Origin of the sequence: Bacillus sp. FJAT-52991, assembly GCF_037201805.1 — a bacterium.
Lineage (GTDB): Bacteria > Bacillota > Bacilli > Bacillales > Domibacillaceae > Bacillus_CE > Bacillus_CE kandeliae.
The window spans coordinates 2066580-2090200 of the sequence record NZ_CP147404.1; the positions used below are offsets into that span (position 1 = coordinate 2066580).

General features: G+C 40.0%; 25 protein-coding genes. 1 reads left to right on the plus strand and 24 read right to left on the minus strand.

Features of this window, described 5'->3' with window-relative positions; translation table 11 throughout:
• Nucleotide 1 precedes the first annotated feature (1 nt).
• The 7 genes from WDJ61_RS10535 to WDJ61_RS10565 form a co-directional block, all read right to left on the minus strand.
• A complete protein-coding gene (locus tag WDJ61_RS10535) occupies nt 2-304 on the minus strand; it encodes a metal-sensing transcriptional repressor (protein ID WP_338749469.1) in 303 nt (100 codons plus the stop codon).
• Between the two features lie 107 nt (nt 305-411).
• The gene (locus tag WDJ61_RS10540; protein WP_338754766.1) at nt 412-1200 is read right to left on the minus strand and encodes a M15 family metallopeptidase; all 789 of its coding nucleotides are present in this window, start codon (nt 1198-1200) and stop codon (nt 412-414) included.
• 79 nt (nt 1201-1279) lie between these two features.
• Nucleotides 1280-1984: a purine-nucleoside phosphorylase gene (gene deoD, locus WDJ61_RS10545; RefSeq protein ID WP_338749471.1), complete on the minus strand. Its 705-nt coding sequence runs from the start codon at nt 1982-1984 to the stop codon at nt 1280-1282.
• A 68-nt stretch (nt 1985-2052) separates the two neighbouring features.
• Nucleotides 2053-2823: a sporulation protein gene (locus WDJ61_RS10550; RefSeq protein ID WP_338749473.1), complete on the minus strand. Its 771-nt coding sequence runs from the start codon at nt 2821-2823 to the stop codon at nt 2053-2055.
• Nucleotides 2824-2892: 69 nt separating this feature from the next.
• A complete protein-coding gene (locus WDJ61_RS10555) occupies nt 2893-3117 on the minus strand; it encodes a YozE family protein (RefSeq protein ID WP_338749475.1) in 225 nt (74 codons plus the stop codon).
• A 61-nt stretch (nt 3118-3178) separates the two neighbouring features.
• Nucleotides 3179-3781, minus strand: coding sequence for a YpmS family protein (locus WDJ61_RS10560; protein ID WP_338749477.1), 603 nt, complete (start codon nt 3779-3781; stop codon nt 3179-3181).
• Nucleotides 3778-4563 carry an SGNH/GDSL hydrolase family protein gene (locus WDJ61_RS10565; RefSeq protein WP_338749479.1) on the minus strand — a complete coding sequence of 262 codons (786 nt, stop codon included), beginning with the start codon at nt 4561-4563 and terminating at the stop codon, nt 3778-3780. Before WDJ61_RS10565 ends, WDJ61_RS10560 begins: the two co-directional genes overlap by 4 nt.
• A 133-nt stretch (nt 4564-4696) precedes the next feature.
• On the opposite strand from WDJ61_RS10565, the gene WDJ61_RS10570 reads away from it, so the two are divergent.
• Nucleotides 4697-5215 (plus strand): PCYCGC motif-containing (lipo)protein, encoded by a 519-nt coding sequence (locus WDJ61_RS10570; RefSeq protein WP_338749481.1) that lies wholly within the window; start codon nt 4697-4699, stop codon nt 5213-5215.
• A gap of 377 nt (nt 5216-5592) precedes the next feature.
• Here WDJ61_RS10570 and WDJ61_RS10575 read toward each other — a convergent pair whose 3' ends face one another.
• From WDJ61_RS10575 to WDJ61_RS10655, 17 genes are all read right to left on the minus strand, one after another.
• Nucleotides 5593-6045: a hypothetical protein gene (locus tag WDJ61_RS10575; protein ID WP_338749483.1), complete on the minus strand. Its 453-nt coding sequence runs from the start codon at nt 6043-6045 to the stop codon at nt 5593-5595.
• 84 nt (nt 6046-6129) lie between these two features.
• Nucleotides 6130-6354: a DUF2750 domain-containing protein gene (locus tag WDJ61_RS10580; RefSeq protein ID WP_338749485.1), complete on the minus strand. Its 225-nt coding sequence runs from the start codon at nt 6352-6354 to the stop codon at nt 6130-6132.
• A gap of 114 nt (nt 6355-6468) precedes the next feature.
• Entirely contained in the window at nt 6469-8397 is a 1929-nt protein-coding gene (locus WDJ61_RS10585) for an ATP-binding protein (RefSeq protein WP_338749487.1), read from the minus strand.
• The gene (locus WDJ61_RS10590) at nt 8390-10240 is read right to left on the minus strand and encodes an ATP-binding protein (RefSeq protein WP_338749489.1); all 1851 of its coding nucleotides are present in this window, start codon (nt 10238-10240) and stop codon (nt 8390-8392) included. The genes WDJ61_RS10585 and WDJ61_RS10590 overlap by 8 nt, the downstream gene beginning before the upstream one ends.
• 192 nt (nt 10241-10432) lie before the next feature.
• Complete coding sequence (locus WDJ61_RS10595) at nt 10433-11275, minus strand: DegV family protein (RefSeq protein WP_338749491.1); 843 nt, start codon at nt 11273-11275, stop codon at nt 10433-10435.
• A 330-nt stretch (nt 11276-11605) separates the two neighbouring features.
• Nucleotides 11606-12400, minus strand: coding sequence for an ABC transporter ATP-binding protein (locus WDJ61_RS10600; protein ID WP_338749493.1), 795 nt, complete (start codon nt 12398-12400; stop codon nt 11606-11608).
• Nucleotides 12375-13358 (minus strand): ABC transporter permease subunit, encoded by a 984-nt coding sequence (locus tag WDJ61_RS10605; protein WP_338749495.1) that lies wholly within the window; start codon nt 13356-13358, stop codon nt 12375-12377. Before WDJ61_RS10605 ends, WDJ61_RS10600 begins: the two co-directional genes overlap by 26 nt.
• Nucleotides 13359-13415: 57 nt before the next feature.
• Nucleotides 13416-14435 (minus strand): ABC transporter substrate-binding protein, encoded by a 1020-nt coding sequence (locus tag WDJ61_RS10610; protein WP_413789097.1) that lies wholly within the window; start codon nt 14433-14435, stop codon nt 13416-13418.
• Between the two features lie 144 nt (nt 14436-14579).
• Nucleotides 14580-15308 carry a lysophospholipid acyltransferase family protein gene (locus tag WDJ61_RS10615; protein WP_338749497.1) on the minus strand — a complete coding sequence of 243 codons (729 nt, stop codon included), beginning with the start codon at nt 15306-15308 and terminating at the stop codon, nt 14580-14582.
• A 44-nt stretch (nt 15309-15352) separates the two neighbouring features.
• Nucleotides 15353-15841 carry a dihydrofolate reductase gene (locus tag WDJ61_RS10620; RefSeq protein WP_338749499.1) on the minus strand — a complete coding sequence of 163 codons (489 nt, stop codon included), beginning with the start codon at nt 15839-15841 and terminating at the stop codon, nt 15353-15355.
• A 22-nt stretch (nt 15842-15863) separates the two neighbouring features.
• The gene (locus WDJ61_RS10625) at nt 15864-16820 is read right to left on the minus strand and encodes a thymidylate synthase (protein WP_338749501.1); all 957 of its coding nucleotides are present in this window, start codon (nt 16818-16820) and stop codon (nt 15864-15866) included.
• A 44-nt stretch (nt 16821-16864) separates the two neighbouring features.
• On the minus strand, nt 16865-17644 hold the full coding sequence (locus WDJ61_RS10630; protein ID WP_338749503.1) for a class I SAM-dependent methyltransferase: 780 nt from the start codon (nt 17642-17644) through the stop codon (nt 16865-16867).
• A gap of 215 nt (nt 17645-17859) precedes the next feature.
• Complete coding sequence (locus tag WDJ61_RS10635) at nt 17860-18294, minus strand: BrxA/BrxB family bacilliredoxin (protein WP_338749505.1); 435 nt, start codon at nt 18292-18294, stop codon at nt 17860-17862.
• 2 nt (nt 18295-18296) lie between these two features.
• Complete coding sequence (locus WDJ61_RS10640; RefSeq protein ID WP_338749508.1) at nt 18297-19427, minus strand: conserved virulence factor C family protein; 1131 nt, start codon at nt 19425-19427, stop codon at nt 18297-18299.
• Between the two features lie 77 nt (nt 19428-19504).
• Nucleotides 19505-21385 carry an ABC-F family ATP-binding cassette domain-containing protein gene (locus tag WDJ61_RS10645; RefSeq protein WP_338749510.1) on the minus strand — a complete coding sequence of 627 codons (1881 nt, stop codon included), beginning with the start codon at nt 21383-21385 and terminating at the stop codon, nt 19505-19507.
• Between the two features lie 37 nt (nt 21386-21422).
• Nucleotides 21423-21914 carry a hypothetical protein gene (locus WDJ61_RS10650; RefSeq protein WP_338749512.1) on the minus strand — a complete coding sequence of 164 codons (492 nt, stop codon included), beginning with the start codon at nt 21912-21914 and terminating at the stop codon, nt 21423-21425.
• Nucleotides 21915-21926: 12 nt separating this feature from the next.
• On the minus strand, nt 21927-23615 hold the full coding sequence (locus tag WDJ61_RS10655; RefSeq protein WP_338749514.1) for a formate--tetrahydrofolate ligase: 1689 nt from the start codon (nt 23613-23615) through the stop codon (nt 21927-21929).
• Nucleotides 23616-23621: the final 6 nt, after the last annotated feature.

The window sequence follows — 23621 nt, forward strand, 5'->3', positions numbered from 1 at the left end:
ATTATGTTCGACTAAATTGGTTAAATACCTTCATCAATTCGTCGATGGCCTCCTTCCCTTCACCCGATTGAATGGCATTTGCTACGCAATGGTGGGTATGATTTTCCAACACTTGCATCCCAACATTTTTTAACGCCGACTGAATGGCGGTAATTTGTACAAGAATATCTACACAATAACGATCTTCATCAATCATTTTTTGAATTCCACGAACTTGGCCTTCAATTCGATTTAACCGATTTAATAGCTGCTTCTTCTGTTGCTCACTTCGATGAGACACTGTGCGATGCGGTTCGTTTTCCATAATTTTCACCTCTTGTTTTATACTATACCCATGTATGGTATATTAGTCAAGAAAAAAATGCTTAGCCACTCCTTTGTCATCGATCGTAGCTAAGCATGATGGATATATTAAATTTTCTCTACGTTGTTGAAATATTCTTCTAGTGTCCAGTCATTTTCAAAGATGTCTTTCGCCGCATCTTTTCCGACATAACGAAAATGCCATGGCTCATACATATAATGTGTAATATCTTCTTTGTTTTTCGGATAACGTAAAATGAAGCCAAATTGATGAGCATTTTTTTCTAACCATTGGCCTTCCGGTGTCGTTTCAAACGATTGAACAAGGTCGAATTGAACACTTTCTGCTGAAATGTCCATCGTTAAACCTGTTTGATGCTCACTAGAACCCGGTGGAGCCACTGCTTCTAATGCTTTCTCTTCCCCCACTTTGGCGATTTGATTCGCCAAAATTTGTTGCTGTCGCTCATAGGAACGATACCCGGAAACAGCAAATAAATGAATGCCGTCTGCCTCGGCTGCTTGGAACATCTCTTCCATCGCTTCAGCTGCTTCTTTTCTCATATAGCTTTTTTCAATATCTTGATTCCCAAAAGAAAAAGGAACATTTGGACGAACTAAATCGGCCGGTTTATAGTCTCCTGGTAAAGCGAATTCCTTATTCACTAAAGCCATCACATTCTCTGGATTCGCAATCACTGCTTTTCCATCCACTTGCTTCACTTCATTGAAAAAAGCCGCTTCCAGCTGTGGCCCTGATGGTTGATTGACTTTTTTCTCTGCTTTCTCTTCTTTGACCGCTTCAGTTTTTTCTTTCTCTGCTTTCTTCTCTTCGTCTGCTGACTGACATCCGCCAAGTAATAATACAGCAGACAATAATAATCCTGTTTTCTTCATGTAGTTCACCTTATTTCCCCATTATCTCATTTGACACAGGAAAGCCAGCCTTTTCTATGCTTGGCTGGCCTCCCTATGATCATTCTTGAATAGCAGCTTCTAAAGCTACTTCAATCATCTCATTAAACGTCGTTTGCCGTTCTTCCGCTGTCGTCTCTTCTCCCGTAATAATATGATCACTGACAGTTAGTACGGAAAGCGCTTTGCGGCCAAATTTCGCTGCAAGCGTGTAAAGAGCGGACGTTTCCATTTCAATCGCTAAAATGCCGTAATCGGCCCACTTTTGATGCTCAGCATTGTCATTATAAAACATATCTGCGGTAAATACGTTACCTACTTTTAAATGAAGGCCTTTTTCTGTACCAGCATCATAGGCCTTCTTCAATAAATCCCAGTTTGCTGTCGGCGCATAATCGATGCCATTAAATGTGAATCGGTTCATTTGCGAATCCGTCGACGCGCTCATCGCTAAAATGACGTCACGCACGTTCACATCTTTTTGAATCGCTCCGCACGTGCCTACTCGAATTAAGTTCTGGACATTGTAGCTTTGCATTAATTCATTGATGTAAATAGAGATGGATGGAACACCCATTCCAGTACCTTGGACAGATACTCTTTTTCCTTTATAAGTACCTGTATAGCCGAACATATTACGTACCTCGTTATAACAAACAGGATTGTCTAAAAATGTTTCAGCAATATACTTTGCTCGTAAAGGGTCTCCTGGTAAAAGGACTGTTTCAGCAATTTCGTTTTCCTTTGCTCCAATGTGAATGCTCATAATCAAACCTCCAGTAGGATAGCTATTGCATCATTCATTGTAATCTTTTTATATAGCAGTTGCAATCGTTACATGTGAGCAGAAATGATTTCTGTTAACTTCTCTTTTAGTCGCGGTACATCTTGAGCCGTAATGTGAACATTGATATGGCTTTCATCCATTTCAAGCGCCTCCGCAAGAAAACCACCTAGCCCTCTCGCTTTGCGATCGACTTCAATTAATAGACGAGCAGATTGCTCTGTTTGCGAAATAAACATCAGTTCAAGCTCATCAAGTCGACCACGGAATGCCCCTGCTGTTGGTGCAAATTCAAATTCTTGTACGAACGGATAGTGACTAGAAATTTTTAGAGAAGCTTGTTCACACTCAACTTTACGCAAACGGAAACCAAGCGACTCAATTTGTTCTAAGATCTTAGTCGCAAGCAAAGTTGGGCGAACTTCTATGTAGTCTTTATCTTCTGGGTCGACCGCATTTTTAATATCTAACCCCGTCTCGACCCATACGCGAGTCGTACCATAAGTGATCGGCGTATCCATAGGCAATTCCAGTTCAAATGGAATCACTTTCATTTCCCCTGCTCCGATCGTAAAAGGCTCATTCAGCTTCTGCTTTGTTACTGAAGCATAATCTGTATACTTACGATCATCCGTTTCACGCGTGTACGTTGTATTTACCTTTAAGTAAATCGAATCGATTTCTTGAGGAACGTTACCGCCATAAATTTCAACCTTCCCGCGCATCATCTCTCCAGCCGTATATTCTGATCGCTCCAACTTCGTATCAACTCTCGCTCCGCCTACACCAAAACTTGCTAGTACTTTATTAAAAAATGACATCGAAAATTCCCCCTAATAATTTTTTCGCTACCTAATCATACGTACACAAAAAGCAAAAGGTTTCATTTTTTAATCTTTTTCTTCCTCGATGTATCTTTCCCACGCTTCATCAAAGATGGACATGCTCCGTAAATACAACCCATTAAGCTCTAAATATCGACTTAATTCATCATAGTTTGCTTCCCCCTTTGGAAAGCTGTGATCCTTAAACGCATGATTGGCAAAATCAGCTATATCATCGCGTGGAGGTTCCTCCCGATACTTCATTAAATAATGAAAAAACGATTTTCGCACTTATTCTCCTCCTTTTATCATCAAAATAATAGCAGATGTAAAGATGAAAACATCCATTCGATTACTTTTGAGCGGCGTTAGTTTGTGGTTCTTCTCCTAGAAGCATGAATGTAAATTGAATATCATCTTTTTTCAAATTAAATTGATCAGCACGCACTTTCATACCGTTTTCTAATTCTAAATCATTCAACGAAAGGTAGATCATTTGATCGTTTGGCATAAATTTCACCCAGTCTGGGAATGGGTAGGCATTTTTAGCCGCATTCATCACATAAGAAACAGGAAGATTCACTTGCCCAACCTTCAGTTCTTTTTGCTTTAACATAATGTCCCCGTTTTCTAATGCTTTCGGTTCAAACGTGAGCTTATAATCCACGTCACTTGAAAACACAGGTATTTTTCCATACATAATGACTTCATCTTTCAAGTACATATTCAATTCTATTGGACTATTTTTTGCTTCTTCCTCAATATAGGATTGTATCAGCCTATTTAAATCTTCTTTATTCGACGTCATTTGAAACTCAACCGCACCTTCTAGTGGAGTGGATGTCGGTATCGCATCGTCTTTCATAGGAGAGAACAATATCACACCAATAGCGATCAACACCAATAAGTTCACCGCTAACACTCCGATAAACGCATATTTCCAAACATTTCTCATCTTTTTTCCTCTTTTACATACATAATTTTCTGATTCGTTAATTCTTCTAACTCTTCCCCTTTAATTGTGTCAAAAATCCGCTCTCCAATCAACTCATACCCCCGATCATTCGGGTGAAATTGATCGTCATAAAACAAATCCTCTTTCGAATTGGTAAACAGATCTTCAACAGGAACAAAGGTCGTTCGATCATACTTTTCTATCGTTTGTTTACTAGTTTCATTCCAATCCTGCAAAATCTCTTCCACTTCTTCTACATCATCAAGCATTTCCATAAACGGATTATATAGACCAACTAATACAATGCCCGCCTCTTGATTACTTTGCCGCACCTTTACAATAATGTCATTTAATCGCTTTTCATAATCCTTTCTCTCTTGTTCAAATTGTTTCACCTTCAACTCGCCGAAATTTTCTTTAAATACTTTCATAATATCATTTCCGCCAATAGTAATAATCACAAAATCTGCCTTCTTAATCGACTCTTTCACTTTCTGCTCATCTAACCGTTCAAGAAGCTGATCCGTACGATTCCCCTTGACTCCATAATTCGTAAATGTCGCACTCTTTACTTCTTCCAACTGAACTAAATTATCTTGTAAATAAGGGATATAGCCCCCTGTTTTCGTACTATCTCCTATTCCCTCGGTTAAGGAATCTCCTACAGACACTACGCGTAAATCTTTCGGAACTACCTCTACCTCTTTCTCTTGTCCAGAACAGGCAGATAAACTACATACGAAAGCAACGACAAGAAGCCATGCTTTCTTCAACTTCCTCACCCCGCTGTATAAAAGTACTCACATTATAGCATATTCTTATTTTGTAAAAAGAATCACATGCTCTAAAACTACCATTGGTTTCACTCATATGGTTCATGTATAATAAACCATTATACAGAAAAGGAGTTTTACAATGCGAGTATTCACTTACTTTGTCGTTCTCAGTAGTTTGCTTTTGCTAATCGCCGGCTGCTCTTCTGCTAGTAATGAAGAAAGTGAAGGCCAAAGAGCCACTGAGTCTGAATCCCATTCGGATCATATGCATACCCAGCCAAACGGCGACCTCCAAGAAGAAACCACTTCCGTTGATGAAATGCCAAAATTCTTACAAGATAAAGATGATCAAATGCAAACCATTTATCTAGCAGCAGCCAAAAACCCAGAAGTACTAGAATCCATGCCATGCTATTGCGGCTGCGGCGAATCAGCTGATCACAAAAGCAACTTAAACTGCTTCGTAGCTGAGATCAATGAAGAAAAAGTCGTATGGGACGACCACGGCACAAGATGCGGCGTCTGCCTTGAAATCGCAGCCGAATCTGTCCTCATGCACCAAGAAGGCAAATCCTTAAAAGAAATCCGCGACTACATTGACAACAAATACAACGACGGCTATGCCGAACCAACCCCAACGCCAATGCCTGCTGCTTAAGGAAAAGCGGAAGGCGCTTGTTCATCGGCGACAAGCAAAAGACGAGCTGGTTGAAAGGTTGCTCTTTAACCTTTTGGACAGCTTGGCTTTTGACCTCGAGCCAATAGCGCCTGTAGCTGGACAACACGAAAAGCGGAGCCGACTGTTTAAATACCACAAACAAGTCCCAGTCCGACCACATAACATGGAGTCGGACTGGGACTTTATTTATTAGGTGTATTCAATGGATACAAATCATTCACAATATAGGCTAAAAATAAAGGAATTTATTCAATCGGAGAAACCTTTCTTCCGAACAAGAAAGATCTTACCTGTGTCCCGTGCGCTTCAAAACGATAAGATACGAAAAAGGTTGTCTCATTTCAATTAAGCACCTTTTAGTCTTGAATTAAAACACCATATCTATTTTGCTTTCCCATCCATGAACTAACATCACGCCACTTAAGACTCTTCGAAGAAATCCAATTTTCAGCACCATGAGTAACACCATCAGGTTCCCATTCATAGTCATCAACCCAATAAAATAGACCATTGTGCAATATTATTTTTGCTTCATAAATGATTGAATCATAATTTATCGGACTTGGAACAATGTGAAATTGGGTTACACCTTCAAAAAGTATTTCTATCGCAGAAGGGTTACAAAACTGTCTTTGGAAGAGGATTCTTACATTAGTATCAAGTTCTGTTGACATACCCATCGATAAATCTTCATCAACATAACTTTCAGTCCACATATATAATTCCTTTAAACAACTATCATGAAATCCTCCAAATAACTTTAAGAGGTTTTCAATATCTTTACTATCTTTGACTTCTTTCCAATCCATAAAAATCACCATCTTTTTTATATAGCATCCTCCATTATCCTGCTTATTACAGAACAGGAACGCACCTTTTAGTTCTATAAGAAGTTATTTGTTAATTGTTTCTTTTAACTCTTTATACAAAACATTTGGTTCGACTTCTAATCCAATTAGTTTTGCATTCCAATTAACACCAACTAACAAACCATCTTCATCCATTCCATTTAGCCAACTATTCATAAACTCTTCTAAAGGTATCGCTGACGGCTTATAATCCGACCATTCCTCTATCGCACATTGACGAGCATATGCCTCATCCGACCAAAAAAGCATAACAACTGGTATTTCCAGGTGAAAAGTTTAACCTGTTTCTTTTGGTTCAACACTCAACATGTGGTGAGTACTAAAAGTGACAAATTATTTAAGATGAAGTTGACTCACCTATAATCATTTAAAAACTAGGGATTTGACCTTAATATTATTTATAGTAAGAATATATGATATAAGTTTATCCAAATTTCTTTTCAAATCTGCTAACATTTCTCCATTAGGTTTTTCTATCTCACTAGGACTTTCTTGGAAATATATAGAACCTAAGTTTCTAAAAATATATCTTGCTAAATCATTTTTATGGATTATTGTTCCACTATCTTTTTTCACACCACTAATTCCTCTACTCTCTAAAATTTCTCCTACACCTTGAGTTTGAGAATATACATCCCAATCTATCTCACTATTTATTCCCGTAATTTTTGAAGCACGCTGTGACGATCTTTCAGTGTAGAAATTTTTCAATAGTTGTGGATGCACATAATTTTCTAATTCTTTTCCCTCTAGAATCCATAAATTTATTACCTCTTTAACGTTATCGCTATTTATATCTGCTAAACAATTCTCTCTAAGAATTGGATTTAAAGAATTTATTTGATTTAGTTCTTCTCCAATTCTTATCATTCTCTCATGCTTAGCAGAACCTATCGCAGCATTGTCTGAATCCACTACTACAAATGGATTAGGATTTACTTTTAAGACTTTGAGTACTAATTCCTCTTCTAAAATCTCAATTGGAGTTTCCTGTTCTGCAAATCCATAATGTCCAATATTGCTTCCTCCTGTTAGTAAAATTGAATAATGTAATCCTTCGATTAAGTTATTTTCTATATCATTATTTTCTTTAAAAATTGGATAATAAGCTTTTAACCATGCTCTTAACCAAAACATCTCTGAAGGACCTTCAACCCAAATAACCGTATTAGATAATAATGCATCACCAGGAATTACACCTAATTCATTACAAACTTCTCTAAATTTATTTATGCCTTCATTATTTCTAAAAAAGTTTTCAAAGTTACATTTCCCGTCATTTTTATTAAATCTATATAATATATCTTCTTTATCGGCACACTCCAATACAGTAGGAGAATGAGTCGCTAATACATATTGAGAATTTCCATGCGTTCTAATAAGTTGAATAAGTTGTCTTACTAACCCCGGTTGTAAGTGACTTTCTATCTCATCAATTAATATTATTTCTTTTTTATTTCTTACTATTTCCATAAGTAGAATATATAACATGGTATACCCTGTTCCAATTTCCTCCGAAGAAAATTGAAAATAATCAAAAGTGAACTTTAATTGTTTCTTTTCAATGTCAGCTACTACTTCGCTTGGATCATCTAAATTGAATACATTTTTCAACCATTCTCTTACTTGTTTTTTACATCTACCTATTTCTGCTTGTGAACGATTTTCATGAAGCCATTTAAGTATTTCTGAACCATTTTTATAAAAATCCGATTCTCTTCTATCAAACGATCGAATTGCATCAAAGACCATAACTCTAGAACTTACTTCTATATACATAGTCTTACATAACATTTCTATTTCATCTTTACTCATTCCTAAAGAACTCGACAAAGGATTGGAAGAATTGTAAATAAAATCATTTTTACTTTTATCAAATTCGTGAGAATATGAATTTTCTTTGCCAAGCTTTAAACAACAAACAAAATTCCCATTTATTTTCCTTACTTCAATACATAGTTTGATAGTCGACCACGGTAATATTTTTACTAACTCAACAATTTGACTTCCATTAAACACACTAGTATTAATATCAAATTCTAACGTTATAGGGGATTCTATATTTAAATTATTAAAATCACTGTCCTGAAAATCCTCTAATGAAAATTTATTTGAGAACGTTCCACTCACATTGTATTTTAAAATTGAAAATGCTCTTGTAATCAACGATTTCCCTGAATTATTTGGACCAACAAGAAATGTTATATTATTAATATTCGCAAACTCTATAACTGCTTCATCTTCAAAACCTCTATAGTTTTTTAAACTTACACTATTTATAAATCTACTCATTTTCTTTAACATCCCACCATCTAAATATTGTTTTACTAATATCATATGAATCTAGCGGTTTTGACCAAGCTTCTTTAAATGAAACATCATTAGAATTAGGAGCAGGGTTAGGCTTATCAATAATTCCTTTTATAGGTAATGGAACACATTCCCCCACTATTAGTGTCTCACCATTCTGAAAAAGAGGAATCATATTAGTCAATGCACTTAAATGATCAGGTAAAACGTGTCTAATAAATGCTTGATCTTCTGGATTAGTAACCCTTAAAACAAAAAAGTTAGAACACTGAGAAATTATTGTTGAAGATAAATCTGAAGGCCGTTGGCTAATTATCAGCTGTGTTATACCATATTTCCTTCCTTCTTTTGCTATTCTTTCAATATATTTTTTGGTTAATCTTGTATTTGATGTAGTTTCTTTTGGAATATAATTATGTGCTTCTTCAAATACTAAATAAAAAGGTAACGTATTTGAATTTTCTTCCCATAACTTAAACTCAAAACATATTCTACTAACAATTCCAATTATTACCGGTGTTACTTCTGATGGAATTTTTGAAAGATCAAGAATTGTAAGTTGGGCTTTATCTTCGTCCTTAGGAATACACAATAAATTCTCTAGATAGCTTTTGATAAATAAAGAATCCTCTACATCATCCTGAAATAAAAATGTAAACCTTCTATCGTTTCTTATACTTGAAATTTTTTCGATTACTTGATTTAGTTTACCAAAATAATTAAGATCTTGATTAACTTTATCTTGTCCTTTTCCTGGCCTATCAACATTCGTATTTCCCTGACTTACTAAGAAATCAGTGCCATCTTCATTTAGAGCTAACGCATTATCGGACCTCCAAATTGTTCTTCTATTCAACTTAGTAATATCATCCAATAACATATCAATATCAAAATATATAGGTGAGTTTATACTTATCTTTTCTATATCTCCAACTTGAGTTTTAATCTTATCATGTTCTTTTTCTTTTAATTTCAATATTTGCTCTTTTAATATCCTTATACCGTCGCCATTCTTAGTACTATCCATATCACCTAAAAATATAGATTGAAATTCTTCAAAATTTAACAACCAATAAGGTAGCTTAAAACCATTTGAATTGATTTTATTTACCCTTTTTGAAAATTCTTCAGAATTAAATGCAGCTGAGTATTCGTCATGTAAATCAAAAAATAATATATGACTGTATTGATATTCTTTTAATATTTTTTGTAATATACTTGCTACTGTGCTAGATTTACCTGATCCAGTAGAACCTAAAATTACCGAATGTTTACCTAAAAACTTATCAATATGTATTGCTACTTCTTCACTTTCTATTCCAGCAACATTTCCTACTTTAATCCCTTCTCCGTTAGAAAGTGAAAACAAGGATTTTTTTTCATCCGAAGTTAGGAGGTAACATTTTGAGTTAAATCTTGGATAATGCCCTATACCTCGTTGGAATTTTAAGCGGTCTTCAATAGATTTATCTTGATACCCAATTATTTTTGCAATGGCCACTGCTTTATTTTTATCATTTGAAACTGATTGATTTGTAAATTGATTTTGATTATTCGCAACATCTTCATACGATGTAACCAACTTAACTTCTTCAAAAATGCCAAAGTGAATATTATTTGAATCCAAATCACCGATTAAAAATATATCTCCTACAATTCCAACATGCATTTTTACTACTTTTCCATCAATTATAATTTGCTGTTCTAAATTTCTTTGTAACAAATCCTTATTTAACTCAATAATTAGATTCATTCCAGAAATCGAAACTACTTGACCAAAATGATCGTCCTTAGCGCTTATCAAATTAATTCCTCCTTCTTTCAACAAATATAGCCACTTTATTTTACCATTAAATAACACATATGAAGTTTCATTTCTTAAAGAAAATTTTTGTTAATACTCAACGATATTTAACCATCAGGACCTATCGCTATATTTTATTTTAATCCCATTACAAATTAAAAACCCAAGCATTAGAAGCGAATCTAATACTCGGGTCATTCATTTCATCTTTTGTTATTTCGCCCAATACATAATCGCCATGGCGCCAAGGCCAGTATGGGTGGAGATAATTGGCGTAGTCGTATCTATGTCGATATCTTCAAAACCGGTCAATTCAATCACTTTGTCCCTCAACTTGCGAGTTAATTCGTATCCATCTGCATGAGCTAAACCTACTCTCATCAATTCTTTACCGTTTAACTCTTCCGCTAGCTGCTTCGATAAAAATTTAATCACTTGTGCATGGCTGCGGACTTTTGTCACAGGGGTTACTTCAGCAGTATCCAGATTACAAATCGGTTTAATATTTAATAAAGAACCGATAAATCCTGTCGCTTTTCCAATGCGGCCGCCTTTAATTAAGTTTTCTAACGTATCGACAACAATATAGAGCTTCGTTTGCGAACGAATTTCAGCTAATTTAGCAACGATCTCATCCATTGTTCGCCCTTCTTCAGCCATTTTTGCCGCTTCTATTACTTGGAAAGATAAGGCTTTAGAAATATACTCAGAATCCACAACCGTCACATTCGATTGGCTCATTTCAGCGGCTTGCTGGGCAGAGCGAACCGTTCCGCTCATTTTGCCTGTCATATGAATCGATAAAATTTCACTGCCATCCTTACCAAGCTCATCATACACTTCTAAAAAACGGCCGACAGGGGGCTGCGAACTTTTCGGTAGCTCTTTCGCTTGCTGCATTTTCACTAGGAATTCATCGGGTGAAATTTCAACCCCATCTAAATAAGATTCACCGTCTATTAAAATCGTCAATGGCACGTTAGTAATTCCGTATGCCTCTAAATCACTTTGTCTTATATCTGCGGACGAATCGGTCACTATTTTTATTTTTCTCATGCTTACACATCCTAACTATACAGTCAATCTCCTCATATTATACCGTTAAAATGAAAGGAAGTTAAATATATTTACTTATTTTGATGAGTTTTCCTAAGATCCATATGACAAGCTTGAAAAAAAGGGACGCTTCAATCAGCGGGCGACTGATTCGAGGCGATTCGCGACCGATTTTTCAGGATCTCCGCCCAATTCGGAGTGATTGGCGACTGATTTTCTCACCATTGCGACTAAAAAGAGCACTTTACCGACTAATCCCCTCATCTAATAGAAAAAAAGGAACTGTCTATAAGCCGAACAATCGACTTATAAGACAGCTCCTTCTCTTTTTTATGCCAGCAGCGAGCGGTCGCTTAACATCGCTTCGCCGCGAATCCGTTGAAATTCTGCTAGTAATTTCTCTACCGTTAAATCTGGCTTTTCCTGTTCATTCGCTTCAAAAATAATTTGTCCTTTATCCATCATAATGAGACGGTTACCAAGGTCTAATGCTTGCTGCATATTATGTGTCACCATCAGCGTTGTTAGCTCGAATTTGGCAACGATCTCTTTCGTTAAATTCGTGATCAATTCCGCTCGTGCCGGATCAAGTGCGGCTGTATGTTCATCAAGCAATAAAATATTCGGCTTTGTAAAGGTAGCCATCAAAAGTGACAAGGCTTGGCGTTCCCCTCCTGATAATAAACCGACTTTTGCCGATAGACGATTTTCCAAGCCGAGATGAAGCATTTCCAACTGCTCGCGGAAAAAATCCCGCTTACTTTTGGTCACGCCAAAGGCTAACGTTCTTGTTTTTGTGCGATTATAAGCAAGTGCCAAATTTTCTTCGATCGTCATGGTAGGTGCCGTACCAGCCAGTGGATCTTGAAACACGCGGCCAATTTTTCTTGCCCGTTTATGTTCTGGTAACGTCGACATATTCATCCCATCAATCGTGACCGTACCTATATCGGGAAATAGTTTACCCGATACAATGTTCATTAACGTTGATTTTCCCGCCCCATTACTGCCGATCACCGTCACAAAGTCACCTGGATTCAGCTGCAAATTCACTTGGTTAAGGGCAATTTTTTCATCGGGAGTTCCCTCATAGAACACTTTATATATTTGATTTAACCGAAGCAAGGTGATCACCTCTTTTCTCAGCAGTAGCTTCTAGTTGAGCCGCTCTTCTCTTTTTGCGTATCGCCGCTTTTTGCTTATCGACTAGCTTCGGAACAACAAGCGCGATAATCACAATGACAGCGGTAATTAATTTCATATCTCCAGTTTCCAAAAACTCGATTCTTAACGCTAACGTGATGATGATCCGATATAAAATCGCACCTATTAAAACCGCCAGTGTCGCTCGACCAATGGAAGAATTGCCGACGACCGCTTCGCCGATAATGACAGACGCCAAACCGATAATAATCATCCCAATTCCCATGCCCACATCGCTAGAGCCGTTATACTGTGCGATTAACGCACCGGAAAACGCGACTAAGCCATTCGATAGTCCTAATCCAAGCACCTTTAACCAATCCGTATTAGCGGAAAAGCTGCGGACCATGCCGTCATTATCACCAACCGCCCGTAAACCTAGACCAATTTCTGTCTTTAAAAACAGATCAAGTATGATCTTAATGACAAACGCAAGCAGAAACATTGAAAATAATATTTCCCAAGTCGCTCCTTCGAACATACTGCTTACTCCTAGCCCCTGCCACCAAGCTGAAATCTTCGTTAGCACCGTTTCTTCTGCCAATAAAGGTACATTTGGTTTTCCCATAATCCGCAAATTAATGGAATACAGAGCAATCATCATTAAAATACCGGAAAGCAACGGATTAATTTTCCCTTTCGTATGAAGAATCCCAGTTAAGCATCCAGCGATAAATCCAGCTAAAAACCCAGCTCCTGTAGCTAAAAAAGGATTCACTCCTGAAATAATTAAAACAGATGCGGTCGCTCCTCCTGTCACAAAACTGCCATCTACTGTTAAATCAGGAAAATCGAGAATTCGGAAGGATAAATACACACCTAATGCCATAATCGCATAAATCATTCCTACTTCGATTGACCCAAACAAAGCTGTAAACATCTTAATCTCCTCCTGTGTGACAAAAAGGAGCTTCTCACTGAAAAGCTCCCATTCACATCACTTAACAAATTCTGCTTGATCTTTCCATTCTTCTTTCATTTCAATATTCATTTCTTTTGCGGCTTTTTCATTAATTAATAATTTTAACTTTTGCGGCTGCTGGACTGGTATATCACCTGGCTTTTTGCCCTCTTTCAAAATTTGTACCGCCATTTGCCCTGCCTCGTAGCCGATGTCGTAATATTCAAAGCCAAACGCCGCAAATCCGCCTCGTTTTACGGAATCAAGCTCGCCCACAAACATCGGAATATCCTCTTTATTTGCCACTTGAATGACAGATTCTAAAGCGGATACGACTGTGTTATCTGTAACGATATAAATCATATCAGCCTTCCCAACAAGCGATTCTGCCGCTTGCTTCACCTCAGAAGAAGTGGATACTGTCGCTGGCACGAGCTTCAGTCCATTTTTCTTCAACACTTTTTCAACAGCCTCGACTTGTGCCACAGAATTTTGCTCACCGGCATTATAAATAATGCCAACGTTCTTTCCTTTAAATTCCTTGGCCATAAATTCTATTGTTTTGGAAATGGCATCTGGATGAAGGTCCGTCGTTCCAGTAATATTTCCGCCAGGTTTTTTCGGATCTTTCACTAAACCGCCTGCGACTGGATCTGTCACAGAAGTAAAGACAATTGGAATGTCCTTCGTCTCATTTAATGCACTTGTCGCACTCGGTGTCGAGTTAGCAAAAATTAAATCCACCTCATCACTAACAAGGTTAGTTGCGATCGTTTGATTATTATTTTGGTCACCTTGAGCATTTTGCACAGTATATTCTGCCTCAATGCCTGCGTCTTCTAACGCTTGTTTAAATCCTTTTTGCGCGTTGTCTAATGACGGATGCTCAACAAATTGAGTCACCCCAATTTTCACCGTATCTTCCTTTTCTGATCCGGCTTCTTCTTTCTTTTCGCCTTCTCCGCTATTGCCACAACCAGCTAACATTAACATACTCGTCATTCCAATAGCCGCCATTCCTTTTACCCACTTCTTCACAATGACTCCCCCTAACATTTCACTCACATGATTTACTGCTTTGCTCCATTAAAATAATAATATTATTATGCGATACCAATTACAGAAAAGCAAGCATTTTCAGAAAATTACGTTTTTAAGATAAACAAATAAACGGAGCCACATACAGATGGCCCCGTTTATTTATTTATTCATTTGATCGAGCGCTTTTTGAATTTTTTGCTGCGTCAGATCCGCTACATCTTTTAACTCGTATTCTTCAAAAATAGTAAAAGGAATCGCTGGTAGAATCTCTATTTGCAGATGACCCGACGTCACCTTTTTGCGATTGTTCTTCTCAAACATGTCGGATGTCCCTTTGATCGCTACTGGAACGATCGGTACGTTGGCATCCTTAGCGATTCGAAAGCCGCCTGATTTAAATGGCTTCATCTCTCCACCTAAGCTTCTTGTCCCTTCAGGAAAAATTAATAGCGAATGGCCAGCTTTTAGTTTTTCAGCACCATCCCGAAGCATTTTGACAGCATCACGACGATTATTGCGATTAATATAAATACACCCGATTATATCCATCCAATCGCGCACAACCGGCACTTTTTTTACTTCCACCTTTGAAATAAATCCAAACGGCTTATCAACATGTCCTAATAAAGCAGGAATATCAAAATCTCCTTCATGATTACAAATGAAGAGCACCGGACCATTCGGAATATGTTCCTGCCCTTGAATATGAACGCTTGAGCCTGTGGATTTCATGACTGCTCTCGCCCATCGTTTCGGCAGCTGATGCACTTGTTGATCGCGCTCTGCCACCGTCAGCTCCTTATTCACTTTTTTACTTTTGCGTAATGCAGGTAAACTTCCTGCTAACGTCACAATTAAAAATAAAACAAAATACAGTAAACGAAACATCTATATCCTCCTACAGACAGAAAGAAAATAGCAGAGCCGATCTGCTATTTCTTCTTTTCATATATGCGAAACTCATAGTCATACGGGTTTTTCTCATTTTTAAGGCCTGGAGTAGCGGAAACGAGCGCCCATTCATCCCAGTTAAGTTCTTTCGGGAAATATGTTTCTCCATCAAAGGATTCTTCAATCACTGTGACATACAATCGATCCGCAAAAGGCAGCATTAAGCGAAAAATTTCCGCTCCACCGGTAATAAATAATTGCTCTTCTTTTTCCGCTTTCTGTACTAGTTCTTCCACAGAATAAACCACCGTACAGCCTTCCGCCTCATAACTGCGATCACGAGTCAAAATCACATTTTCCCGCCCAGGTAATGGCTTGCCGATGGATTCAAATGTTTTTCTCCCCATCACAATTGGATGGCCCATCGTCGTTTCTTTAAAAAACTTCAAATCTTCCGGTAGTCGCCAAGGCAATTGATTATTCTTGCCGATGACACCATTTTGATCCATCGCCCAAATAAATGAAATCATCAAAATCCCTTCTTTCCACTATTTACACTGCTACTGGTGCTTTAATCGCTGGATGCGGATCATACCCCTCTACCGCGATATCTTCCATATCAAACTCAAAGATATTTGTTTTCTCTTCGTTTAGCACTAATGTCGGAAGTGACTTAGGCTCACGCTGTAGCTGTTTCTCTACTTGTTCCATATGATTTAAATAAATATGAGCATCGCCAATGGTATGAACGAATTCACCTGGCTCCAGTCCACATTCATGAGCAATTAAGCAAGTAAGTAAGGCATAGCTTGCAATATTAAATGGCACTCCTAAAAAGACATCTCCAGAGCGCTGATACAATTGACAAGATAATTTGCCTTCCGCGACGTAAAACTGAAACATCGTATGGCATGGCGGTAAAGCCATTGATGGAATATCCTCGGGATTCCAAGCAGAGACAAGCAAACGGCGAGAATCGGGATTTTTCTTAATTGTATCAATCACCTCTTGCAGCTGATCAATCGTTTCTCCTTGCGTCGTTTTCCACGCACGCCATTGGCTACCATACACATCACCGAGTTTTCCGTATTTTGAAGCAAACTCATCGTCCATTAACACTTGTTCTTTAAATCGCTTCATTTGCTCTTCGTATTGTTCCTTAAAGTCTGGATCTTCCAACGCCCGAAGGCCAAAATTCTTCATATCAGGCCCGTGATAGTCTTCACTTTCGACCCAATTTTTAAACGCCCATTCATTCCAAATATTATTATTATGCTGCAATAAATAACGAATGTTCGTATCGCCTTTCATAAACCATAAAAGCTCACTGACAATTAAGCGAAAAGGAATGCGTTTCGTTGTAAGCAGCGGAAACCCTTCTTGCAGATTAAAGCGCATTTGATGTCCAAATACGGAGATGGTTCCCGTTCCTGTGCGATCTTCTTTTCTCACGCCTTCCTGTAAAATACGGCGGCAAAGGTTTAAATATTGTTGTTCACTTTGACTCATGTTGCCCCACTCCTTCTTTCATAACTTACCTATCTTACCAAACATCATGAGCCGACTTCAATCGTCCCAAAATGAAACGCCGATGTTTTCCGAATCTGCTGTTTAAAGCCGAGGCGCTCAAATCTTGTCGAGCGGAAGTGATCTTTTAACACAACACGTTGTTTCGCCACCCTTAGTGCTTGTTCAAGCGTCTCTTTCTCCAGCTCATCATAAATCGCAAAATGCCGCAGTCCCGCAATGCCTTCTGACGCTTCGACGGTTTCGGTGAACATCGGGTCAAAATAAACGACATCAAAGGAGCGATCGGCAAACGTCGATAACACTTGTTGATAACGTCCCATCTTTACTTCAATCTTCTCCATCGCTACCTTTAACTCTGGTAGTGGCGTTGGCCATTCCTTTAACCCTTGCTTCACAATATAGCCGAGTACCAGATTGCCTTCAATGCCTGTCACATGGCCTGTTGGACCGGTGACGAAGCTGGCTACAATACTATCAGACGCCAATCCAAGCGTACAATCCAACACGGACATTCCCGACGTGAGTTTAGCGGCAGACACGAAGGGATCTTCTTCTTTACGCATCAATCGTTTCACCCGGAAAGAAGCCGAATTGGGGTGAAAGAAAAAAGGCTCCCGTTCATGCAAAGGGTATAGCTCAATCCGCTCCTTCGCGACGATCAAACAGTCGGATTCATATTGTGTTTGCAGCTCGGCAACGGAACGTTTTCGTCTAGGAATATACGGAAATCCTAATTCTTCCGCTGCTTGCTTAGCCTTTTGCTCTAATGGCGTATTCACTCTACTTGCGGTTGAAATAATCATCTTTTTTCCTCACTAACAAATAAGTACCTGTAAAGTGAAACTTCAATCAGTGGGGGTTTTCTTCACCCCCACTGATTGTTAGTTAAACAGATCGGGCGTTTACGGGCTGTTGATCTCCTACCCACACGTCTCGCTGCTTCTGCCATGTTGAGGTGGGGGTCTTACAGCCCGTTAACGCGGGATAAAAAGGATGCCGCTAGCGACATCCTTCTTTCTTATTTACAGTATTGTTCAAAAGCCGTCGTCAAATTCGTAATGATTGAACCGATATCTTGTCCTTCAATTTGCTCACGCGGAACGAAGTGTACCACTTCTTTTCCTTTTAATAGCGCCATAGAAGGAGAAGATGGCTCGTATCCCTCGAAATACGTGCGCATTTGTGCTGTTGCTTCCTTGTCTTGTCCAGCAAACACCGTGACGAAATGCTCAGGTGCTGCATCATGCATTGCCGCTTGAGTCGCTGCTGGTCGAGCTAGACCAGCCGCACAGCCGCATACGGAATTTACCACTACTAATGTCATTCCTTCTACTTTTTCCATAAAAGCTGTGACTTCCTCCGCTGTTTTCAGTTCCGTAAAACCAGCATTTGTTAATTCAGCACGCATCGGTAACACCATTTGGCGCATATATTCTTCATAAGCATTTGTCATTATTATTCTCCCTCTTTCTTGGCCCTTGCTTCGGTCATTTGTTTCCACACCGAGCCTTTTGCTTCTTCGCCACCTTCAATTCGTTCGATGGCCATTTTCACTTGCATTTGCACTTCAAATTCTGGATCATCAACGGCCGCCTGTAAAGCAGGCAGCGCCGTTTCATCGCCCACCTCGTATAAAAACATCGCCGCTCGCCAGCGAACAATTTTACTTTTATCCGTTAGTGCTTCACACATCGCAGGAGTCGCTTCTTGAAAACCAAGGTCAGACAAACAATCGCCAGCTGTCCGACGAACCGTCACCGTTGGATCCTTTAAGGCTTGAGTCAATAACGGCAACACTTGAACATCCTCAATCATGCCGATATAGACAACTGCCAATCGACGAATCGCTGGTTTGCTATCTGATAAGGCCAGTGTTAACACAGACAGATCATCAAGCGTTGGGTCCGCTAATCCTTCCATCCACTCATAGCGCTTCCGCCAATCGTCTTCTGTGCGCCACATCGCTTCGGTTAGCTTCACTTGTGGACGTTTTTCAGCCAATTGACCGCTCGCTCCACTTTCAGCTAAAGCCGCCAGTCTTTCTTTCGGATAGGCAGCGATCAGTTCTTCTACTGTTTCTTTGCCAATTTCCTCTAAGTCTCCGTAGCGAACGCCAAAGTCCTGCCACTTTCTTTGCAGCACGTAATTATCATCCCCGGACTGCGCTTGTTGAAACGCTTGTAAAAACTCATCCGGCAACGCAAAACGCTTTTCTTCAGTCGCTGACGTTAATTTCAACTGAATCGGAATGCCTTTAAACACTTGAATCGCCGCTTGCACTTCGCCAAAAGCCTCTTCCATCGAAGCATTGGTGGCTTCTGTCCCTGCCCCTTCACCAAATACTTGGCGAACTTGCGGTAAAATTTGCTGCCAATCATATTTCCCATTTCGTTCCACCGCGAGAAAATCGGCGACATGATAAATCCCTTTCACGCCTTCTATCTTCAACAGTGATCGCAGCGGATCTGCTACCTCTTCCGCTTGCGACGCTTTATAATTATTGCTTTTTCCAGCCGGAAGCTCCTGATCTAACAATACTTTCATCGTATTCGGGCTTGGCGTCGGCTCGATTTTAATAATTTTCAATCGCAGTCTCTCCTTTCTGCCTCATCGTTGCTGCCATTTTAACATAGAAGAAACTATTACATCTGAGATTATGCTCATTAAACAAATTCAGATAAATAACTCCAGCGTTCAATTAAATGCTCCAACTCTTCATTCAATGCTTCTAGCTCTTCGCTTAAGCTTTGTGCTTTTTCAAAATCGCTTCCTACTTGATCGAGCTCTTGCTGCGCTTTGGCGATCCGATCTTCCACCTCAGCCATTTTCGCTTCAAGGCCAGCCCATTCCCGTTGTTCATTATAGCTTAATTTTTTCTTTTTCGGCTTTTCTTGTGGTTTTTCTTGGACAACTTTTTTCACGGGAGCGGCTTCTAGCTTCTCACGCGCCGCTTGCTGATCAAGATAGTCACTATACGAACCGTAATATGAATCGATCACGCCATTTCCTTGGAACTCCAGCAACTGAGTCGCTGTTTTATCAAGGAAATATCGATCATGCGAAACGGTGATGACGACGCCTGGAAAATCCTCTAAATAATCTTCAAGAACGGTTAACGTCGCCGTATCTAAATCATTCGTCGGCTCATCGAGTAACAAAACATTCGGCTGAGACATCAATAATTTTAATAAATATAGGCGGCGTTTCTCTCCACCAGACAGCTTATAAATTGGTGTGCCATGAGCATGCATCGGAAATAAAAATCGCTCAAGCATTTGCGCCGCAGATAATTGCTCGCCATCCTTTGTTGTGACCACTTCCGCTGATTCACGAATATAGGCGATCATGCGCATCTTTTCATCCATGTCCGTTCGCTCTTGCGTATAGTAAGCGATTTTCACGGTTTGTCCTGTGATCATTTCGCCTTGATCAAACGGCAGCTTTCCGGCTAATAAATTCATAAACGTCGATTTCCCACTGCCGTTTTTACCGACAATCCCAAATCGATCCCCTGGCTTCACGAGTAAGTTGAAATCTTGTAAAATTACTTTCCCATCAAATGATTTCGAAACATCTCTTAGTTCAAATACTTGCTTGCCAAGCCGACTACCTTTCACAGCTAAGTCGACCTGCTCTTTTTTCGGCCCTTGTCCAAGAGTGCCTTCTAATTGTTCAAAGCGATCAATTCTCGCCTTTTGCTTCGTCGTCCGCGCTTTCGCTCCTCTTCTCATCCACGCCAGCTCACGGCGATATAAGTTCCTGCGCTTATCTTCGGAGGCAGCTTGCTGCTCTTCACGCTCCGCTTTCTGTTCAATATAGCTTTGATAGTTGCCTTTATACGTATAAATACGGCCGCCTTCAAGCTCAAACATCCGATTCGTCACGCGATCGAGAAAATAACGATCATGAGTGACAAGCAGCACAGCACCTGTATATTTGCTTAAATAATCCTCTAGCCAGCCAATCGTTTCATAATCCAAATGGTTCGTCGGTTCGTCTAAAATGAGCAAATCCGGTGTTTCAATTAACACTTGCGCCAAAGCGACACGCTTTTTCTGTCCACCGGAAAGCTCTCCGATTTTGCGGCTAAAATCATGAATGCCTAACTTCGTTAAAATGGCTTCCGCATTCGTATTCGCTTCCCACGCATCAAGAGCATCCATTCTCTTTTGCAGTTCAAACAGCTCTTCCGTCACCGCTTGATTATTCGGCTCTTTCTCTAACTGTCTTAACGTTTGCTCATATTTTTTTAATAATTGAATTACCGGTGCTTCGCTTAAAAATAGCTGATCCATGACAGAAAGCTCCGGGTCCATCTCCGGCTCTTGCGCTAAATAAGCGATCGAATAATCATTCGGAGCAACCATCTCTCCGCTGTCCGGCAAATCTTTTCCGGCGACAATCTTTAGCAGGCTTGATTTTCCCGTTCCATTCACGCCAATTAAACCGATTCGCTCTTTCTCACTAATGGCGAATGTGAGATTTTCGAACAGCACTTTTTCTCCGTACGTTTTTGTCATTTCATTCACTGTTAATACTCTCATTTGTTACCACTCCCGCATTCCTCTATATCTCGCACATCTATTGCTCCATCGCTTGCAGGGTATCGACTATAAAGCCCACAAGATCAGTCATTTCTTCGATCATCTCTTCTGTGATCGTCCGCTGAAAATCGAGACGCCATTCACGCATCAGCCCTTGCTGGTTCGATTCAATTGTTCTTCGTTCGATCAGACGCCCTTCGCCCCAAAGCTGCTCTAGCCGATCCATCATGTCCTCTGTAAAATGCATCGCCTCACCTGAATAAATGACTTCAAGCAGCACCCCTGGTTCAGCGGCAGGCAGCTGCATCAGCTCACCGGCTAATTGCTGAATTGTCGACCGAATGATCACCGCAGCCGTTCGTTCTTTTTGCTCCGCAAGTGAAAAAACAATAGAAGACTCTCGCTCCATGCTCGCTAAATCCACGAGATCTTTACGGTCATGGATATGCAATAAACCAGCTAAATCGCGATCATACACTTCGGCTTGGACGATAAATTTAATGTTGTCAAAAGCCGTTGGATCAAACAATCAAACTCCCCCTTAAAATAACCCTTTCGCTCTTCCTTGATCATCGACATCCATGGCACAGGCGGCTGGTTTTTTCGGCAGTCCCGGCATCGTCATCACATCTCCTGTCAAAGCGACAATAAAGCCAGCTCCAATTTTCGGGATCAGCTCACGAATATGGATCGTAAAGTCTTGCGGTCTTCCGATTTTTGCCTGGTCATCACTTAAAGAGTATTGCGTTTTCGCCATACAAACAGGCAAATCGCTCCACCCATGCTGGTCGAATTCTTTTAGCTGCTTCAGCGCCTTCGCAGAAAATTCTACGCCCTTGCCTCCATAGACTTGTTGCACAATCACGTTCATTTTTTCTTCTAATGATTGACTAAGCTCATATAACGACTTAAAACGAGATGGAGATTGGTTAATCGTTTGGACGACTTTTTGGGCTAAATCAACGCCGCCTTTTCCTCCTTTTTCCCATACTTCCGTTAGGGAGACCTCTACCCCTTCTTGTTGACACCATTGTTCAAGCAATTCAATCTCTGCTTTTGTATCCGTCACAAAACGATTAATGCCTACCACAGCTGGCAGACCGAAAGCTTGGACCGTTTCTATATGTTTCTTTAAATTTTTCAATCCTTTTCGCAATGCCTCGACATTTTCCTGCTTTAAGTCCGCTTTAGATTGGCCGCCGTGCATTTTTAACGCGCGAATTGTAGCGACAATAACGACCGCATCCGGGTCGATCTGAGCCATTCTCGCTTTAATATTAAGGAACTTCTCTGCACCAAGGTCCGCACCGAAGCCCGCTTCTGTCACCACATAATCGGCTAGCTTTCTAGCAGTTTTCGTTGCGACCATACTGTTGCAGCCGTGAGCGATATTCGCAAATGGACCACCGTGAACAAGCACTGGTGTATGCTCAATCGTTTGTACAAGATTTGGCTTTAAAGCATCCTTTAATAGCAATGTAAGCGCGCCCTCTACGCCAAGATCGCCGCAAGTAACGGGCTGTTTGTCATAATTGTAAGCGACAATCATTCGAGCTAGCCGGCTTTTTAAATCCGCTAAGCTATCCGCTAAACAAAGCACGGCCATAATTTCAGAGGCAACGGTAATATCAAAACCGTCCTCACGGGGCACCCCTTGCATCGGTCCCCCTAGTCCAACAATCACTTGGCGAAGAGCCCGATCGTTTAAATCGAGCGCCCGTTTCCAGACAATTCGACGCGGATCAATGTTTAGCTCATTGCCTTGATGAAGATGATTATCTAAAAAAGCGGCTAGTGCATTATTCGCCGTTGTAATGGCATGGATATCTCCAGTGAAATGAAGGTTGATTTCCTCCATCGGGAGAACTTGTGCATAACCGCCTCCTGTTGCGCCGCCCTTAATTCCCATCGTTGGCCCGAGTGATGGCTCACGTAAAGCAGCCATTGCTTTCACACCGATTTGATTGAATGCGTCTGCCAGCCCAACGGCCACCGTCGACTTCCCTTCCCCTGCAGGCGTCGGATTGATAGCGGTGACAAGAACCACCTTTCCATCTGGCTTTGTTGCTAATGTTTCCATCGTTTCATATGTTAGTTTCGCTTTATTTTTGCCATAAAGCTCAAGATCTTCTTCTGTTAAACCAACTTTGGCGGCAATCTCTACAATGGGCTTAACGACCGATTCTTGAGCAATTTCAATGTCACTCTTCACTGTTGTATGTATATTCATGTTCGT

What these genes read in the sequence shown, in the direction of transcription:
- WDJ61_RS10605 (WP_338749495.1), bottom strand. Translation starts at nt 13,358, where the DNA reads ATGTTTACAGCTTTGTTTGGGTCAATCGAAGTAGGAATGATTTATGCG.
- deoD (WP_338749471.1), bottom strand. Translation starts at nt 1,984, where the DNA reads ATGAGCATTCACATTGGAGCAAAGGAAAACGAAATTGCTGAAACAGTC.
- WDJ61_RS10585 (WP_338749487.1), bottom strand. Translation starts at nt 8,397, where the DNA reads ATGAGTAGATTTATAAATAGTGTAAGTTTAAAAAACTATAGAGGTTTT.
- WDJ61_RS10610 (WP_413789097.1), bottom strand. Translation starts at nt 14,435, where the DNA reads ATGTTAGGGGGAGTCATTGTGAAGAAGTGGGTAAAAGGAATGGCGGCT.
- WDJ61_RS10625 (WP_338749501.1), bottom strand. Translation starts at nt 16,820, where the DNA reads ATGAGTCAAAGTGAACAACAATATTTAAACCTTTGCCGCCGTATTTTA.
- WDJ61_RS10635 (WP_338749505.1), bottom strand. Translation starts at nt 18,294, where the DNA reads ATGACAAATGCTTATGAAGAATATATGCGCCAAATGGTGTTACCGATG.
- WDJ61_RS10575 (WP_338749483.1), bottom strand. Translation starts at nt 6,045, where the DNA reads ATGGATTGGAAAGAAGTCAAAGATAGTAAAGATATTGAAAACCTCTTA.
- WDJ61_RS10620 (WP_338749499.1), bottom strand. Translation starts at nt 15,841, where the DNA reads ATGATTTCATTTATTTGGGCGATGGATCAAAATGGTGTCATCGGCAAG.
- WDJ61_RS10535 (WP_338749469.1), bottom strand. Translation starts at nt 304, where the DNA reads ATGGAAAACGAACCGCATCGCACAGTGTCTCATCGAAGTGAGCAACAG.
- WDJ61_RS10645 (WP_338749510.1), bottom strand. Translation starts at nt 21,385, where the DNA reads ATGAGAGTATTAACAGTGAATGAAATGACAAAAACGTACGGAGAAAAA.
- WDJ61_RS10580 (WP_338749485.1), bottom strand. Translation starts at nt 6,354, where the DNA reads ATGCTTTTTTGGTCGGATGAGGCATATGCTCGTCAATGTGCGATAGAG.
- WDJ61_RS10560 (WP_338749477.1), bottom strand. Translation starts at nt 3,781, where the DNA reads ATGAGAAATGTTTGGAAATATGCGTTTATCGGAGTGTTAGCGGTGAAC.
- WDJ61_RS10655 (WP_338749514.1), bottom strand. Translation starts at nt 23,615, where the DNA reads ATGAATATACATACAACAGTGAAGAGTGACATTGAAATTGCTCAAGAA.
- WDJ61_RS10595 (WP_338749491.1), bottom strand. Translation starts at nt 11,275, where the DNA reads ATGAGAAAAATAAAAATAGTGACCGATTCGTCCGCAGATATAAGACAA.
- WDJ61_RS10550 (WP_338749473.1), bottom strand. Translation starts at nt 2,823, where the DNA reads ATGTCATTTTTTAATAAAGTACTAGCAAGTTTTGGTGTAGGCGGAGCG.
- WDJ61_RS10630 (WP_338749503.1), bottom strand. Translation starts at nt 17,644, where the DNA reads ATGATTATTTCAACCGCAAGTAGAGTGAATACGCCATTAGAGCAAAAG.
- WDJ61_RS10540 (WP_338754766.1), bottom strand. Translation starts at nt 1,200, where the DNA reads ATGAAGAAAACAGGATTATTATTGTCTGCTGTATTATTACTTGGCGGA.
- WDJ61_RS10570 (WP_338749481.1), top strand. Translation starts at nt 4,697, where the DNA reads ATGCGAGTATTCACTTACTTTGTCGTTCTCAGTAGTTTGCTTTTGCTA.
- WDJ61_RS10615 (WP_338749497.1), bottom strand. Translation starts at nt 15,308, where the DNA reads ATGTTTCGTTTACTGTATTTTGTTTTATTTTTAATTGTGACGTTAGCA.